A 15,831-nucleotide genomic window follows, 5' to 3' on the forward strand; every position below is an offset into this window, starting at 1 on the left:
TACATTTTTGATTGCATGAGTTAATCACCACTTTTCTCTGCTGAAAAAGAAATATGACAAAAAAGCACTTCTTGATACAAGAAGAATATCTTTGAAAGTATAGCAGTTTTATGGCATACTAGAGTAGAAAAAAGGAGGGTAAAGCCATGCAAGAGCAGACATTTCTAAATATTTGGCTGCATCGGTTAAGAAGGTCCTATATTGTAATCACGTTTATATGCGCATGCATTGAGTTTGTGTTATGCATTCCTTCCGTCATAATTACTTTTGTTGTGCTTTCAAAGGTCAATGTTCCTATATTTTTGTACGTACTCTATTACTGCCTTCAACTCCCCCTTTTGATTTTCATTGGATTGCGAATACTTTTTCGCTACTTAAATCATGGTATCACAGTTGAAGCAGCAAACAGTGAAAGTATGTTTACACCTGGGATAATGGCAGGCATGGCTATATTTTTTGTCTTTCTTCCCGCCGTTTCTACAATTACATTGACACTTTCCTATACCCTCTTGCTTTTTGAAGATTTTAAGAATTATCTCCCCCGCACTAAGCCGCAAGTCCCAGAAATCACTCTCTGCGAAATCTGTGGTGAACCAGGAATTTACGATGTTTGCAATCACTGCCGAGGAAAGTATGCAAAGGAAGCCGCTCGCGTAACTACTCAGCTCCGCCGGGCAAGGCAGGCTCATGAACCAGCAACGCTTACGCTTCCTGAATGGGTAAATATTTGCAACCTTTACCATTGGCAATGCTATATGCCAAATTGTGAAAATAGCTTTAGCGATCTTGAACATATTATTCCTATTGGTCAGGGAGATGCGCATACAGGAGGGACTACCTCAGCTAATTGCCGACCTATCTGTCGCTCCCATAATACAAAGAAGGGTAGCAGGCATCCTGGTGCTCTCTACCCTGGGGATTTTTAAAAGAATCGTGCTTCTGAAAAGCACGATTCTTTTGACATCCCTTGGCACCGCTGTGGGAGCTGCGAGACTGCCATTCATGAAGAGGCTCAAGTGGTTCTGGCGTGCTTGCTACTTTAACATCCTGGCCTTCGCAATCCTGACGATGATCGTCCTAGCTGGCGCGTATGTGCTTGGGCTAGCAGTCTGCGGACCACTAGACAACAACTACTACTACTACCTGCAAGACTGTGGTGTTGAACGAGTTCTCGTTACAGTCGTTGGGGATAACCTCCTGCCTAGCTAGTCAATATCAATACAGCCAGCGCCAGCGGGTCACGCCAGCAGTTCCATGTCAGTAATACAACGGCAAACAATATCGTCAATTATCGCACCCAGCACGGCGCCTATAGAGCCGTTGACCAGCCAGCTACTCCAGGTCATCAGCCAGTCCATTTACAATCAGATCAAAGACATCGGTTACAGCAGCCGTGACGAGAAAGGCCCGGTCATTGATGCCAGAGATGAACCCGCCATCCGGGGCACGGTCGTCACCTCCGCTGCAAAAGGGGAAAAGGGGACAGTGAACACACGAGAAGAACTTGTGTTCTTCCAGCCCTTCTGCTAGAATAGGTGTATCAGCATGGGTATCAGGTGAGAGGAAAAAGGAGACGTGGGAATGCCCAAGCAACCACAAGGGCAAAGGAGGAAGATGAGGCAACAGGAGAAGCGGGCTGCGACACCCACCTTTCTCCTCGAACTGCCCCTGGCAGTCGATTCTGGGCAATCGACCCGTCTGCGTGCTCATCTGGAAGCCGCCCGCCAGCTCTACAATGCTATCCTCTCCGAAGGGCAAAAGCGGCTGCGCCGCATGCGGGCTGATCCTGCCTGGCAAGAAGCCCGTGCCATCTCTCCCACCTTCAAGACGCAACGAGCCGCCGCCTTCTCCACCCTGCGCAAGGCGTTTGGCTTCACGGAAGCAGCCTTGCATGACGCGGTCAAAGCCCTGCGCGTGGGTTGGATTGCTGAGCATCTCGATGCCGTCCTCGCTCAAACCCTGGCCAGTCGGGCCTATCGTGCTCTCAACCGCGTCTGCCTGGGCCAAGCCAAACGGGTCCGCTTCAAGAGCCGAGGTCGCGGCTTCTCCAGCATCGAGAACAAACGTAACGATACCGGTCTGCGCTTTGTCGTGCAAACTCCTCAAGTAGGAAACGCAGGGTATCTACTCTGGAATGGAGACCGCTTGCCTGCCCTCATCGACTGGAACGATCCGGTGGTAAAGTACGGTTTGGAGCATCGCATCAAGTATGCTCGCCTCATCCAACGCCCAGCCAGCAGCTCTCGAGCTGCGGGAGCCGATGCTCAGGGTGACCGCTACGTGGTCCAACTGACCCTGGAAGGCGTGCCCTACTATAAACCCAAGCACGCCGTCGGGCAAGGCACCGTCGGTGGCGATCTGGGACCCTCTACCCTGGCTCTTGTTCCCCAGGAAGGGGAGGCACATCTGGAGGTATTCTGTGCTGAGCTGGCTCCTGATGCCAGGGCCATTCGTCGTTTGCAGCGGCAGATGGATCGGCAGAGGCGAGCAGGCAATCCTGAGCACTACGACGAAAAAGGGCGCATCAAGAAGCAGGGTAACAAGAAACTGCGGTGGAAGCACAGCAAGCGCTACCTGGCCACGCGACGACGCAAGGCCACCAAAGAGCGCAAGCTGGCAGCCCACCGCAAGAGCCTGCATGGCAGCAAGGTGCATGAGGTGGTGGCGCTGGGCAGCACCATCATCATTGAAAAGATTTCCTACAAGGCATGGCAAAAAACATTTGGCAAGAGTGTGGGACTGCGAGCTCCAGGGATGTTTGTAGAACTCCTCAGACGCACCGTTGCAAGCACGGGCGGCACCCTGGTCGAGGTCCCTACACGCACGACTGCGCTGAGCCAATGGTGTCATGGCTGTGGTAAGAAGGTCAAGAAGCCGCTCTCCCAGCGTTGGCACCAGTGCTCCTGTGGCGTGGGTCCCGTCCAACGCGATTTGTATTCGGCCTTTCTTGCAGCCTATCTCGATCCAGCAGATCCCACTCCCTCGTGTGCCCGATACCAGCGGTATTGGGAAGGTGCAGAGGCGCGCCTGCGGGCAGCACATGAGCGTACACGTCAACGCGCGAAAGAGGGGCAGGCTCTGCCCCAAAGCTTTGGCATCTCCAGAGCCGGAGCGCGTCTGCCCGAAAGTCCGGGGGAACCACCACTAGAGCGAGCGGTCCTCCTCATAGAGGATCAGCTCGAAGCGTGGGCCGAACGTCTGGAACCCCGCTGCTTTAGCACGGGGAGCACTCAGAGCTCCACTTCAGGATCATATTACGGGTTTACAAGACGTTGCGGCAAGATACACTATTGGAAGAGCAGTAGATGCAGGAATGCTTCACCCCAACGCAACCTACGCCCGCTGGCGGCGTACTATAAGTGAACGCGCCATTCCCTATGTGGTGGCGCAGCAGGGAAGCATGATTCCGTCAGGTGCCAATATGCAAATCCAGGTACTCTGGCCTTTGGAGCTGCACAAGGGCAGTGATGAGGCGCGCGATAATAGCTTAGTCTTACGGTTGACCGCGCCGGGACTGAGCCTGCTCTTGCTGGGGGAGGCCGCGACAAGTAACTATGCCTTACAGGGACTACTCGACGATATTGATCCGACGTACCTGCAAGCTGACATCGTACAGGTAGTAGACAATGCGAACAAATCCTTTCCCCAGGCATTGGCAACCTTGCTGACGAAGGCACAGCCAGCACAGCTCATCGTCACGCCGGGCGCACCCAGGCGGGGAGTAAATAAACAGGCATCGTCAACGAGCAGTGAGGAGTTATCTACACTTCTGTCACGTGAGACAGGCGGCCTGTTGAGTACTCTCGCTGTACGCTTTATCGCGCAGACTGGCACATTGACGCTTCGCGACACAGAGCAGGGATGGCAGAGCTTCGAGGAGAATGATTTATTCTCTAGCTCTTGATGAAACATAGCTAACAATGACTAACCCGGCAAATAGAAGGACACGGACGATATGCGCTGTGAAGATTGTGGAACCGAGATCGCGAACCATACCACTACCTGCCCCACCTGTGGCGCACACCTTGAGCCACGTCAAAGGCGTGTTTCAGCTAGTACACAATATAATCAGCGCGAGTTTGAAGCAACGCTCAATGCCGTCGCCTCCTATGAGGAGGGCTACCAGGAACAGCCGTACGAGGAGAAGATCGTCCCACCCAGGATACCAAGGGCCGAGGCACGCTCCTATGGCTATGGTCCCTCAGATCCACGCCATCGCTCCTACCCGGGACACCAAACGGCCTATACCTATATCACCTATCAAGCCCAGCCAATCCCTACACTGCCACGCAAGAACGATGGCGCACTCATCATCGAGATCTTCCTCTCGCTTTTCGGAGTCTTTGGTGTGGGCTGGCTTACGGCAGGCAAGACATCTGTAGGGCTAGCCTTGCTACTTGGCAGCATCTTCATCTACTGGCCAGTTGTGATTCTGGGGACGATCTTCACCTTCGGCATTGGCCTGCTCTGCCTGGGGCCCCTGGCGATCCTGGCAATTATTATCAACGCCATCCTGCTCAATGGCATGCTCAACCGCCAGCTCGCTCAGGCACAATACGTGGCCTATACCCAGCAGCCCCCTATGCAGACGCCCCCACCCTTCATGCATAAATAATACTGTCAAATGAATTGTGGAGCCCGTGCATGGCACGGGCTCCACAATTCATTTGACAGTATTATTTACTTGGGGAAGGCGAGGCGGCGGTACTTTTCGCGGGACTCGAGCCAGGCTTCATCGGAGAGGCCCAATTTCTCGCGCAGGGCTTCGGGGGAGACGCCGGAGCGTAGCTGTTCCACGGCGAAGGTATCGCGCAACAGTTGGAGGGTGACGCGCTTCTTGATCTCTGCTGCCTTGACGGCACGCGCCAAAATGTAGTTCAGGTTACGGTCGGTGCATTTGAAGACCTCGTCGCCCACGTGATACTGCTGCTGATAGCTCCGAAAGATATTGGCGAACTCTGGTGGCAGGGGAAGGCGCCGCTCGCGGTGCTGCTTGCCAGTCGAGGCAGGGAATTGCACTGTGACCAGCGGTTCACGCGGATCGGTGAGATCGATGTGATGCAGGCGCAGGCGCATGACCTCTTCTTTCTTCAAACCAGCAAATAGCACCAGGTATACCAGGCACTGACAACGGGGATCTTCAGACGCAGCCTCTAACAGGGCATGGACCTCTTCGGCAAATAAGAGTTCGGGCAGCGGCGGAAGAGGGCGCTCCAGAGTCAGGCTGGCCGCGGGGTCCTCGCGAATCGCGTTGGCGCTCGCCAGCCAGGAGAAAAAGTTCTTTAGAAAGGTAACCCGGCGTGCCATGGTCTTGGGGGCCGCCGTATGGCCCGAGCCGTATTTCAACTTTACCAGCCAGTCAGTCAGGTTCTCTTTGGAGAGACGCCCAACGGGCGTGTCTGGTCCGACGAAGTCACTAAACATCTTCAAGTCTGAGAGAAAGCACGTGACCGTATAATTTGATTTGCCACGCAACATCAATTCTTGCCGGTAGGGGACAACGCATTCGGCCAGGCTCGACTGATCGGTTAGAGGGCTGGCCTGGCTTACCGGCGGGAAAGGTGTCTCCTCGGCGCCAGGCAGCTCCTGAAGGGCGGTAGAGTTCCCCACAGGGGTGGCTACCTGTCCATTATGGTGCTCTCTCTCCGCGTCCGCAAGAACTGCATCTCTCTGTATCTCCTGCTGCGGATCCTTCTGCATGATCAATCCTCACTTTTCGAGATCTTACATTCATGGGCCAGAAAGCCCCTGTGATGTATCCAGGGGATGAATGGCCCTTCCCTCTTGCTTTTGATGAGAACCTATGATATGCTCATCACTACAAATGATGCTATTGCAAAGAAATTCGTCTTGTAGACGATAAAGCACGATACCCACCTCACGGTTGGTTTCGCTTCATACACCACAAGAAACGTGATTGGTACCGTAGGGCATACGGAAACCTGAGAACTTCGGTTCTTGCAACGCTTCTGGACAGACGGACCTCTACGCTATGAGGAGCGATCCTCATAGGGCAAGCCCTCTGGATGAAGGAAGAAGCCCCTGGATGTATCCAGGCGGAGTGTCAAGTCAACTGCACTCTACATTTCATTATAGCATACCTGATTGCTGCCCTTCTGAATGTAGAGCCGCCAGAAAACAGGTAGAGACTCCTCAGAGGACAAAGAAGAGCGCTCACATCTCTATGAGTGGGTACTCGTAGAGATGTGAGCGCTCTTCTGTATTTTAGATACCATGATCTGCTACTCCCCATTGAATGGCAGGGCATGTTATCTTAATAGGCGTTATCGGTTTTGCTCGGCAAACCCTTAAAAAACAATCGTGAACGCCGCTTCGCAGCTGCTAGCTCCGCTCACACGATTGAAGGGCAAACCCTTGTGCCGATGGCTGAAAGGAGCTATGCCTTACTCTTCCTCGTCGCGATCCAGATCCTCGGCGTTAAGCAGATCCTCTTCTTCTTCCTCTTCTTCCTCGTCATACTCATCGAGATATGACAGGTCGGAATCACGAGTCGAATAGGACTCCTTGCGGATCGTGATCGTTGGATGAACGGCGGGAAAAGGTTTGAGGCCTGTTGGGTCCTGGCCGCCTTCGTAGCTCGACTCATACATGGTCGGCATACTCTCACGCACCAACACCTTATCCTCTAGAGCCGCAGCCTCAAAGCCCAGGCGACGGAGATCCATCACCATGCCAGGCCACGTATCATCGGCATCAACTGCCCACCATTCACGTCCCATATAGCGGACGGGGCGCACACGCATAGGCCGGTTAAGATCGCCAAGGGTAGCCATGAGATTTGCACGTTTGCGCTCGGCATTTTTCACGATAAGAAACCGTCCCTTCTCTCAAATGTACAATGCTTTGTCTGCTCTCCGCCTGAATCATGGGAAGAAAAAATGATGCTTCTGATGATACATTCTTTTTCAGCCTCAGCTAGACGGAAACAGGGTGCGTGTACCCATACCATACCACATAACCCATACCATTTGCCAACAAATACCATATTTCTATTCACCATAACATATCATCATACCTGAAACATTCCCCCCCGGCTCGCAAGCTCGCCTTAGAGGGAGTAGTATGCTGGCGCGCGGGCGGCTGCCCGCGCGCCAGCATACTACTGTGAATGCCTGTGGTGCTGGGCCGTTACATTCGGCTTGGGGAGTCTCTTAGGTCATGCAAGCATGGCCCCTACAGCGCTTCCAGGTCGCTAGCACTCCTTCCGGAGTAAAGTACGTTGGGGTGGGGCGCGGGCGGATGCCCGCACCCCACCCCAACATACCTTACCGCGAGCGCCGCAGGCGCGAGAGGTTGACAAGCAAGGGGGAGAGACGCGATACTAAGCAGAGCCAGAGGTAAGAGAGGGTATTTGTAACTGCAAAGGCGGCATTCATGAAATTATATACATCGATATTTGCGCGCATCTACAAGCGCTTTCTGGCGGATACAGCCGGGCAGAGGCTACGCGCGACGCCGAGCTACTTCTTCCTGATATGGCGTTGGAGTATGTGGCTCTACGCCCTGGTACTGATTGTTGGCTCACGAGAACCCTATACAAAATATCCTGCGTATGGGATCAGCGTCGTGCTCCTCTTTGTTACGCTATTGCAGACGCTGATCGTGACGCTGTACTCCCCGGTCGCGCGCCACTTTTTCCCTCGTCTACGCCTACCCTTCGCCTCTCCTCCACGCAGTGAGATCGACGAGGAAGAGCCGATTCCAACTGCCCTGGCTCGCCTGCGCAACCCCTATAGCAATCTTATTCTCTACGGCATTGATTTACTGGTCTGTGGACTGGTGACCTACCTGAGCGGCCCTTTCGCCTTGCATCCCTACTTTGGCACCTCCTCGCCCTTCTATCGCTATGGGATCTCGACGGCCTTCGCGGCAGCACTGGCCTATGGCTATCGCGGTGGACTGGGCGCGGCCCTGGGCTATGATCTCTTTATCGTGTTGGGTATACTTTTCCGACCCACCTATGCCGATCCTCTCTATACCCCCAATGTGATCGATGTCGTGGGTTCGCTGGTTGATACGCCTGTAGCGGCGCTGGTGGCGGCCTTAATTATCTCCTTACTGGATCGCTATGTGCGAAGTTTGCAGAGCGAGCAGGCGAACGTGCGGCAGCAGAAGGCGCAGCTCGACCTGGGCAATGTGCTCATCCAGGCGGCCTATGAACGCCAACACTTGCTTACGAAGAGTGCCGAGCAGCTCCGCCAGGGTGGGCGTTTCGAGAGCCTGGCACTCGCCCTGGTGCCTCACACACCCGAATTGGATACTGATATGGCCGATACTGAGGTGCCCCGCCCGCAGCAGCTAGAGATCTATACCTCGCCTGCACATCTCCCGCACGAGGGCGAGGTATCGCTTCCTGGTGAGCTGTTTGAACAGGTGCGCCAGACGGGGGAGCGGCTGACAAGAATTGAGCCACCTGTGCCCCATCTCTATCCTCCACGCTTTCCCCACCAGCTCTACCTCCCCTTCGCCAAACAGGGCGAAGTCCAGCTAATCCTGGGTGTGGAGAGCCACCGCCCCATTGATGAGAAACAGGAAGACTTTCTGGTAATTGCTGGCACACAGTTGCTCACGGCCCTGGAGAATATCCGCCTGACTGAGCAAACCATCCTGCTGACCGCCCAGGAGGAGCGCAACCGCATCGCGCGTGAGATCCATGATGGCGTGGCCCAGTTGATTTATATTCTCAAGATCAGTGCCGAGACCTGCATTGCCTATACTCAACGCTTGATGGAGGCATCAGAGGAGGAGGCAGAGCAACTCAACCCTCTTGAGGAGCGTTTACAGAAGTTAGTAACTATCTCCAAACAGGCGCTGTGGGAGACGCGTAGCTATATGTTCTCGCTCAAACCGCTCAATCAGGAGCACCTGAGCCTGCAAGACCTCATCCAGGGGCAGTTGCACGAGTTTGAGACAATTAGCGAGGTACCAACCAGCCTGTATGTGGAAGGCGAGGAGGCATCCACCGATGGCGATAATGAGTATGCACGCCAGCGCGAGCGGGTGTACGCAGCCTTCTTCCGCATAGTCCAGGAAGCACTGACCAACGCGTATAAGCATGCCGAGGCCACACGGATAGAGGTGGCGCTGCGCCAGGGTCCAGAAGACATCCTGGTCGAGATAGGCGATAACGGTAAGGGGTTGCCCAAGCCAGCCAGAAGCGACACGCGCTTCTACTCGGGACATGGACTCACAGGCATGCGCGAGCGCGCGACTGAACTGGGCGGGACCCTGGATATTCTTCCCGGGCAGGCGGGTGGCCTGCTGGTCCGCGCCTGGATTCCATTATCTCATGCGAAAACCAACACCGCTCTCGCGGCTAGCGCGAGCGCGCTCAAGTTTTCGGAGAGGCACTGAGCAGAGGAGGCTCCAGATGAGCAAGATACGTTTGATGCTGGTTGATGATCATGAAGTGGTACGCCTGGGCATGCGCGCTGCGTTCGAGCTTGAGCCGGATATTACCATTGTGGGCGAGGCCAGCAATGGCGCTGAGGCCGTCGCCAAGGTCGGAGTCCTCGCCCCCCAGGTGATCCTGATGGATGTGCGCATGGAGAAGATGAGCGGGATCGAGGCCTGCCGCGAGATTAAGAGCGGCTATCCCCAGGTCAATATCTTGATGATTACCTCCTACACAGATGAGCGCGCTATCCTCGCCTCCACGCTCGCCGGGGCCAGCGGCTACCTGCTCAAAAACGTGAGTCGTGCCGAACTGCTCAAGGCCATTCGCCGGGTCGCCACCGGGGCCTCGCTACTCGATCCCAAACAGAGGCAGCAAGCGCTCGCGACCGCGACTGCCAGCGCGCCTAAGGAGACCATTACCGAGCGCGAACGCGAAGTCCTGGCCCTCGTCGCCCGTGGCTATACTAACAAGCAGATCGCCGAAGGGCTCTCCATGAGCGAGAAGACTGCGCGCAATCATGTCAGCCACATCCTCGAAAAGCTGGGCCTGACGCGGCGCAGCGAGGCCGCCGCCTACGCCGTCGAACACAACCTTGTGCCACCACGCCAATCCCAGCAGCACGAGGAGAAAAATGAATAAAAGAAAGAGAATAATTTATGAGCGATATCGCCAATCAACAATACCTGTTAGGCAATCAGTATCAGAACGCTGAGAAGTTGAATGTTCGCATCCAGCTTCACCAGCGCTTTAGCCAGAATAAGTATGACTGGCACCGCTGGGTCTTCGACCACCTGGCATTTACTCCGGGCGCTAAAGTGCTTGAGCTGGGGTGTGGTCCCGCGCATCTCTGGCAGCGGAACCTGGATCGTTTACCCTCAGATTCTTCTATCACACTCTCCGACTTCTCCGCTGGCATGCTGGATGAGGCCCGGCAGACGTTGGCGGAGAGTTCTTATCCCTTCACCTTTCAGGCCATAGACGCACAGGCCATTCCCTTACCAGACCAGAGCCTGGACATGGTGATCGCCAACCATATGCTCTATCATGTGCCTGACCGCCAAAAGGCCCTGGCTGAGATCCAACGTGTCCTCAAGCCCACAGGGCGCTTCTATGCCGCGACCAATGGGCGCGACAACCTCAAGGAGATCAGAGAACTCTTCCACCAGATCGCGGGCAATTATTTGTGGGGTGAGCAGGGACAGCTAACCTTTCACCTGGAGATGGGAGAGGAAGAGTTATGCCAGCATTTCGCCAGCGTAGAGGTCATTCGCAACGAAGACCAGCTCGTGGTCACCGAGGCCGAACCGTTGATCGACTATATACTCTCAGGCAGCGCGGGCAAGGATCTGACGGATGAGCAGAAGGCCACGCTGGCGGAGATCATTGAGAGGCAGATCGCCACGCTGGGAGCCGTGCGCATCCAAAAGGTCGCGGGCCTCTTTGTAGCACATGGCTGATTCAGATGAAAAAAGGAGTGCCCCTGGCCAGCCTGCGGTTGGCCAGGGGCACTCCTTTTTTCATCTGAATCAATTAAACACTTTCAGGTTGCTATAGACGACGTCGGCATCTTCCTTCTGCGCGTTGGCGAGAAAGGCGATGACACCTTGATCTGGATGGTCAGCATTGCTGAGCGATGCGACAAAGATGTTGTTGACGTAAAATGAGAGCGTTGTCCCGTGAGCGATGATTTGGAGCGTATTCTTGACGCCAGGACCCGTGTGGAAACCAGTGGTAATGGTATCCTCTTTCAAGGGAGTAGAGCCAGTGGAGAAGTTCCCCGAAGAAGAGATTTTGTAGTGTCCATCGGGTCCAATCTGAAAGAGATAGCCCGCGTAAGTTCCAATAACACTCTTGGCGACACGGAAGTAGACGCCGCCGCCATCGCCGCTCTTGATGAGCATATCTACGCTAATGGTCTGGTCGCCAAACTGTTTCTGGCTCTCCGAGCAACCCTTATTTGAGCTTGAGCCTAGAAAACCCTTGGCCACCGTCACGTGATAGCCCTCATTAGGAATGAAGGAACAACTGGAGCTTGATTCCCATCCCGCCTCGCTTCCGGCGTCTGTCAGGGGGTCCTGATAGACGGGGTTGGTCGCGGTCGCGGTTCTGATGACCGAGGCTGTCGCCTGGGCCTGCTGAGTGGCCTGCGCCTGCGCCTGGGCTGTCTGGGTCGCGCCAGGGTCCTGGGTGCTGATCGCCGTGGCGCTCGAGCCGTTTGTGCCGTTGTTGCTAGTGCCTGGCGTGCCGTTCTTCAAGAGCATATAGGTAGGAACGGCGATGATCAGTAAGATGAGAAGGGCGACACCGACCATAATGTAGCCACGATTGGGAGAGGGTGGCTCAGGTGGCGGCGTGGGCGTGGCGGGACGTGGACGCGGTGCCTGGTGCTGGGGCGAGGAGGCAGAACGCGGTTGGGGCTGGTCATGGCGATCCTGCTGCCCGTAGCGCTGCTGTTCTGGAGGATACTGGTGAGACTGAGGCTGCCCATAACCCTGTGGCCCGTAGTTCTGCTGAGAAGTTCGGGGCGCCTGCTCGCGTGTGGGAGTGCCAGCGTGTGGGGCATAGTTCTGGGGCGAATGCGCCGCCTGGTAAGGAGGCTGGCCCCGGTTGGGTTCGGCTGCGCGCTGCCCGGCGGGCGGCGCTGGTAATACCAGCGGACCATCAGCGCGCTCGGTACGCAGCGAATGGATAGATGGCTCGGCGGGAGCCGCCTCAGCGCGCTCGGTACGCGCCGAATGCATGGTTCCTGCGGGGAAGTCTCCCCGGACCGTGCGGTCGGAGTGGAGGGTGGCCCCCTTCGGCTCAGATTTAGCCTGTGGCTGCTCCTGGAGCGCATTGGTGAAGGCATCGGCCATCTCGGTCGCGCTGGAGTAGCGTAGCTCTGGGCGCTTCTCCAGAGACTTGAGAATGACCTTCTCGGCGGCGACGGGCAGGTTTGAGGCATAGCGTCGTGCAGATGGCGGCTGCTTATTGATGTGCATCGAAACAACGGCGATCTGGTTCGCGGCCTCAAAGGGTACACGGCCAGTGACCATCTCAAAGAGTAGCACACCCAGACCATAGAGGTCGCTGCGGGCGTCGGCCTTGTGGTCCTCCTCGAAGAGTTCGGGCGCCATGTAGTCAACCGTACCCATCAAGAAGCCGGTTGAGGTGAGTTGGGTCACGTCGCCGGTGTTACGCGCGATGCCAAAATCAGCAAGGTAACAACGCCCCTCATTGTCTAGCAGGACATTTGAAGACTTGATATCGCGATGGATGATACCACGAGCATGGATATAATCGAGGGCGGAGCCGATATCGCGCAAGATACGGGCGGCATCCTCTGGTTTGAGCGGGGAGCGGCGCAGGCGGGTGCGCAGCGTCCCCCCTCGAGATAGGGCATCACCAAATAGTAGCACTCGTAACCATCAACGCTGTTGCTACCCGCGTCAAAAATAGGAATAAGATAAGGATGGCGCAACTGTGCCATTACCCGGGCTTCGCGCTCGAAGCGGCGGCGCATCTCTTCATCGTCGCGTTTAAATACTTTGACCGCCACGATACGCTGGAAGCGGGTGTCGTATCCCTCGTATACGTCCGCCATACCACCTTTACCGATGATTTGCCGCAATTCGTAGCGGTCAAGGGTCCTTCCTTCCAGGTCTGCCATAACTTTTCTCCCGAAAGAATTTATTTCTGTGATGAGTTCTCTCTCAAACGAACGAGACTTACGCACTATTATACCGTACGCGTCGACTATTGCACGCTCGCTTGCCTGTTTTGCCTATGCATGAAAAATAAAGGGCGCAGGGCAGGCATCCAGGGCAATTAGCAGCATACCACGCAGAGATTAACTGTGCTGTTAGCAAGCTCACAACCTACACAATTATGTCAAAAAAAAACTAGGATCGTAAACTTGCCTTAGAAAGTTGTTTTTCCAGAGCAGCCAAGTAGGCGAGAGGATCTTTGCGAAAGCGAAGCTGTTTGCAGCGAGCTTCTTGACGAGAGGAAACTTCGGAGCGCAGTTGTCGCCAGCGGGCCAGATCAGAGGGAACAAGCTCCTCCTCGCTGAAAAGATGCAAGCGGGTGGCAAGTGCTGCTGTCAAGCGAACGGCTCCCCGCACTACCAGAGCCGGAATGGCTCCTTTGCGTCCAGTCGCTCGGCGCTCCCCTCGACGAACGGCCCCAAAGGCTTGTTCCAGGTCATTGTTGGTTTTGGGAACATCGGCCACCTGGTAGCAGCAAAAGAGATGAGGCCCATAGCTCTGAGTGACCTTCAAGAAGTGCGAGAGGGCCTCTCGACTTGCCTGATGCTGCTCCGCGTCCTCTCGCATGCGCATCAGTTCCCTCTCAAAGCGCTCTTGGACCTCTTGTGCTGCTTGCTGCTCGTGATTGCTGAGCACCTGGGCCACGGCCCAGACATGGGCAAAGAGCGGATGAACAACGGCAAACAGCGCCTCCGTGGCCTGTAATCCCTTGTCGAGCAGGTGCTTCAATCGTCCAAGCTCTCGTGGAAGCCCCCTTTTTGAGCCACGCGATCCAACGACTCGCTGATGGCTTGCAATCGTTGCTGCAAACGCAAGCCCGATGCCGAGAGCGGAGGCATTCCATCATCAGTCAGGCTGGCACGAACCCCCAGGCAGTAATCATGAATCACCTGAGCCTCCTCATCGGTTCTCCCCTCGACGGCTCGCTCGATGGGCCGCACCCCACGAACCTGCTTTTTTAGCTCCTTCTTGGCATGGCGATCTGCCTCGTAAATGGGCTTGGCGGCTTCACGCAGATAGTGAAAATGGCAGAGTTGATGAGGTATCTCGGGAAAGGCCGAAGCGACGGCACGACGAATGGAAAGCTGCCCATCAGAAACCACAGCCAGGAGAGGAACAGCCAGCAGGTCTTTGACCTCGGTGAGCAAACCCGCCAGATCCTCTTGACTTGAGCTGAGAAGCGCTCGGGCCAGCACGATCTCTCCGGAGAGGACCTCGCGGATGACCCAGAGCACCTCATGACCCACATCCGGCTGTAACCCATCGATGGCGAGAATCACACGTCCTTGGGAAGCGAAGCGGGCTTGCAGCCGGTGTCGGCTAGAGAGATGCAGGCTCACCAATTCCTCATACCGGTGCATCAGATGCTCGACGGTCCGCTCACAGACTGGCACTCCTTGCTCCTGCAACAGGCGTTGGATATGGGGAGCTGAACGATGATCGCGGTAGCGCAGATGCCCCACATACGCAATCAGATCCAGACCGCATTCCCCATGAGGAAGTGCCCACCGACCTTCTTCTTCGGCTCGATACGGCTGTTTGTACGCCTGACAGGTTGCATTGGGGCAGCGGCGAACGACGATGCGTAGCTGAACGAACCCCTGCATCGTGAGCACCTTGCGTGTTCCATGATAGGCGACCGGCATCCAGTGGCCGCATGAGCGACAGTGCTGCTCCTGTGGCTCCAAACGAATGTGCTGCTCTGCTTGGGGACGAGGCACTCTTCTTCCTCTCATCTGCGCTTTCTCCTCATTCACCTCTTTCTCTCTAGTTTACTCCTTCCTCCAAGCTCAATTTACGATCCTAGAAAAAAAGAGGCCCGAACTAACGCATGTACAACAATGCGCCGTTCGGGCCTCCCTCAGGTTGAAACGAAATCAGCTTGCGTCCTTACAAACCGTGGTGGAGTTTTTTGCATAGCTCCTTATGCGAAAACCAACGCCACTCTCGTGGCTAGCGCTTTGCGCTCAGGTTTTTCGATAGGAAGAGTAAAAGAGAAAGAAAAGAAAGATAGTTTTAGCATTGGTTATAGCATTGGTAACAGGCGCTCCAGGTCCTCTTCACCGAGCCAGAGCAGGGGGAAGGCATCTTCCTCCAATGCTAGCATCAGGTGGTCGGCTTCACGCCAGGCCGTTTCATACATAACCGAGGTCACCGCTTGCTTGCGTAGTGCCTCGTCCAGGTCGGCAATCCCCAGCAGGTGAATCTCCCCCAGGGGCGAGACATCGATAGTAAGATAGAGGCCCTCGCAAGTCAGCATGCCCTGTTCATTAAGATAGTGACGCGCCACAACATCTACGCGCCAGCGCACCAGTTCACGCTGCGCGTTAAAGATAGAGGTGACGACATAACGCGCGCCAGCCGGGAAGTGTTGCAACCAAAGGAAGCCATCGTCGGCTATGCACACTTCCGTCCCTGGCAACGTTACCATGAGCGGCTCGCGCACTTGCTCCAGTAAGAGCAGGCTTACATAGCCTGAGAACTCGCGCGAGTCGATGCGCGTCATGGCAAAGCGTTTCTTTTGCAGATCTGGTCCGTCCGGGTGATCTACCTGCCACGTTTTCATTATAGGGACCCTCTACTCATAGTTTTTGCGAATGTATCGTATTTATTTTCTAGCATTTTCTTTCTAGCAATTTTAGCCAAGTATAGCATAACTCTTCGCGC

14 protein-coding genes and 1 pseudogene are annotated in these 15,831 nt (G+C 55.4%); 9 read left to right on the forward strand and 6 right to left on the reverse strand.

The annotated features are described in order from the left end of the window. Positions 1 to 146 precede the first annotated feature (146 nt). The 6 genes from JMJ16_RS22940 (at position 147) to JMJ16_RS22965 (ending at position 4,615) form a co-directional block, all read left to right on the forward strand. Positions 147 to 926 carry an HNH endonuclease signature motif containing protein gene (locus tag JMJ16_RS22940; RefSeq protein WP_201385308.1) on the forward strand — a complete coding sequence of 260 codons (780 nt, stop codon included), beginning with the start codon at positions 147 to 149 and terminating at the stop codon, positions 924 to 926. A gap of 76 nt (positions 927 to 1,002) precedes the next feature. Continuing rightward, entirely contained in the window at positions 1,003 to 1,209 is a 207-nt protein-coding gene (locus tag JMJ16_RS22945; RefSeq protein WP_201385309.1) for a hypothetical protein, read from the forward strand. Between the two features lie 5 nt (positions 1,210 to 1,214). Further along, positions 1,215 to 1,397, forward strand: coding sequence for a hypothetical protein (locus JMJ16_RS57220; protein WP_201386173.1), 183 nt, complete (start codon positions 1,215 to 1,217; stop codon positions 1,395 to 1,397). Positions 1,398 to 1,581: 184 nt separating this feature from the next. Then, positions 1,582 to 3,363, forward strand: coding sequence for a zinc ribbon domain-containing protein (locus tag JMJ16_RS22955; RefSeq protein ID WP_201385310.1), 1,782 nt, complete (start codon positions 1,582 to 1,584; stop codon positions 3,361 to 3,363). Further along, a complete protein-coding gene (locus tag JMJ16_RS22960; protein WP_201385311.1) occupies positions 3,314 to 3,904 on the forward strand; it encodes a hypothetical protein in 591 nt (196 codons plus the stop codon). The genes JMJ16_RS22955 and JMJ16_RS22960 overlap by 50 nt, the downstream gene beginning before the upstream one ends. 51 nt (positions 3,905 to 3,955) lie before the next feature. Then, positions 3,956 to 4,615 (forward strand): hypothetical protein, encoded by a 660-nt coding sequence (locus JMJ16_RS22965; protein ID WP_201385312.1) that lies wholly within the window; start codon positions 3,956 to 3,958, stop codon positions 4,613 to 4,615. Between the two features lie 65 nt (positions 4,616 to 4,680). Here the strand turns inward: JMJ16_RS22965 and JMJ16_RS22970 are convergent, their stop codons facing one another. Together JMJ16_RS22970 and JMJ16_RS22975 are read right to left on the reverse strand one after the other, a co-directional pair. Then, positions 4,681 to 5,700 carry a tyrosine-type recombinase/integrase gene (locus JMJ16_RS22970; RefSeq protein ID WP_201385313.1) on the reverse strand — a complete coding sequence of 340 codons (1,020 nt, stop codon included), beginning with the start codon at positions 5,698 to 5,700 and terminating at the stop codon, positions 4,681 to 4,683. Between the two features lie 704 nt (positions 5,701 to 6,404). Beyond that, entirely contained in the window at positions 6,405 to 6,827 is a 423-nt protein-coding gene (locus tag JMJ16_RS22975) for a hypothetical protein (RefSeq protein ID WP_201385314.1), read from the reverse strand. Positions 6,828 to 7,395: 568 nt separating this feature from the next. On the opposite strand from JMJ16_RS22975, the gene JMJ16_RS22980 reads away from it, so the two are divergent. From JMJ16_RS22980 to JMJ16_RS22990, 3 genes are read left to right on the forward strand one after another with little or no spacing between them, the layout of a single operon-like run. After that, entirely contained in the window at positions 7,396 to 9,375 is a 1,980-nt protein-coding gene (locus JMJ16_RS22980) for a sensor histidine kinase (RefSeq protein ID WP_201385315.1), read from the forward strand. Positions 9,376 to 9,391: 16 nt separating this feature from the next. Continuing rightward, the gene (locus tag JMJ16_RS22985) at positions 9,392 to 10,057 is read left to right on the forward strand and encodes a response regulator transcription factor (RefSeq protein WP_201385317.1); all 666 of its coding nucleotides are present in this window, start codon (positions 9,392 to 9,394) and stop codon (positions 10,055 to 10,057) included. 17 nt (positions 10,058 to 10,074) lie between these two features. Then, complete coding sequence (locus JMJ16_RS22990; protein ID WP_201385319.1) at positions 10,075 to 10,875, forward strand: class I SAM-dependent methyltransferase; 801 nt, start codon at positions 10,075 to 10,077, stop codon at positions 10,873 to 10,875. A gap of 69 nt (positions 10,876 to 10,944) precedes the next feature. Here JMJ16_RS22990 and JMJ16_RS22995 read toward each other — a convergent pair whose 3' ends face one another. The 4 genes and pseudogenes from JMJ16_RS22995 to JMJ16_RS23010 form a co-directional block, all read right to left on the reverse strand. Then, a complete protein-coding gene (locus JMJ16_RS22995) occupies positions 10,945 to 12,273 on the reverse strand; it encodes a family 16 glycoside hydrolase (RefSeq protein WP_374229082.1) in 1,329 nt (442 codons plus the stop codon). Between the two features lie 63 nt (positions 12,274 to 12,336). Beyond that, positions 12,337 to 13,067: pseudogene (locus JMJ16_RS57225) on the reverse strand (serine/threonine-protein kinase); the annotation flags it as partial. Positions 13,068 to 13,299: 232 nt separating this feature from the next. After that, positions 13,300 to 14,810, reverse strand: a protein-coding gene (locus tag JMJ16_RS23005) for an ISNCY family transposase (RefSeq protein WP_201386145.1) whose coding sequence is annotated in 2 segments (ribosomal slippage) — positions 13,300 to 13,910 and positions 13,910 to 14,810 — 1,512 coding nt in all. Because the reading frame shifts where the segments join, the coding sequence is not laid out codon by codon here. Between the two features lie 380 nt (positions 14,811 to 15,190). Beyond that, the gene (locus JMJ16_RS23010; protein ID WP_201385323.1) at positions 15,191 to 15,730 is read right to left on the reverse strand and encodes a hypothetical protein; all 540 of its coding nucleotides are present in this window, start codon (positions 15,728 to 15,730) and stop codon (positions 15,191 to 15,193) included. Positions 15,731 to 15,831 lie beyond the last annotated feature (101 nt).

The sequence above is a fragment of the Ktedonobacter sp. SOSP1-52 genome, from assembly GCF_016587395.1.

What these genes read in the sequence shown, in the direction of transcription:
- JMJ16_RS22940 (WP_201385308.1), top strand. Translation starts at nt 147, where the DNA reads ATGCAAGAGCAGACATTTCTAAATATTTGGCTGCATCGGTTAAGAAGG.
- JMJ16_RS22945 (WP_201385309.1), top strand. Translation starts at nt 1,003, where the DNA reads ATGAAGAGGCTCAAGTGGTTCTGGCGTGCTTGCTACTTTAACATCCTG.
- JMJ16_RS22955 (WP_201385310.1), top strand. Translation starts at nt 1,582, where the DNA reads ATGCCCAAGCAACCACAAGGGCAAAGGAGGAAGATGAGGCAACAGGAG.
- JMJ16_RS22960 (WP_201385311.1), top strand. Translation starts at nt 3,314, where the DNA reads ATGCTTCACCCCAACGCAACCTACGCCCGCTGGCGGCGTACTATAAGT.
- JMJ16_RS22965 (WP_201385312.1), top strand. Translation starts at nt 3,956, where the DNA reads ATGCGCTGTGAAGATTGTGGAACCGAGATCGCGAACCATACCACTACC.
- JMJ16_RS22970 (WP_201385313.1), bottom strand. Translation starts at nt 5,700, where the DNA reads ATGCAGAAGGATCCGCAGCAGGAGATACAGAGAGATGCAGTTCTTGCG.
- JMJ16_RS22980 (WP_201385315.1), top strand. Translation starts at nt 7,396, where the DNA reads ATGAAATTATATACATCGATATTTGCGCGCATCTACAAGCGCTTTCTG.
- JMJ16_RS22985 (WP_201385317.1), top strand. Translation starts at nt 9,392, where the DNA reads ATGAGCAAGATACGTTTGATGCTGGTTGATGATCATGAAGTGGTACGC.
- JMJ16_RS22990 (WP_201385319.1), top strand. Translation starts at nt 10,075, where the DNA reads ATGAGCGATATCGCCAATCAACAATACCTGTTAGGCAATCAGTATCAG.
- JMJ16_RS22995 (WP_374229082.1), bottom strand. Translation starts at nt 12,273, where the DNA reads ATGGCCGATGCCTTCACCAATGCGCTCCAGGAGCAGCCACAGGCTAAA.
- JMJ16_RS23010 (WP_201385323.1), bottom strand. Translation starts at nt 15,730, where the DNA reads ATGAAAACGTGGCAGGTAGATCACCCGGACGGACCAGATCTGCAAAAG.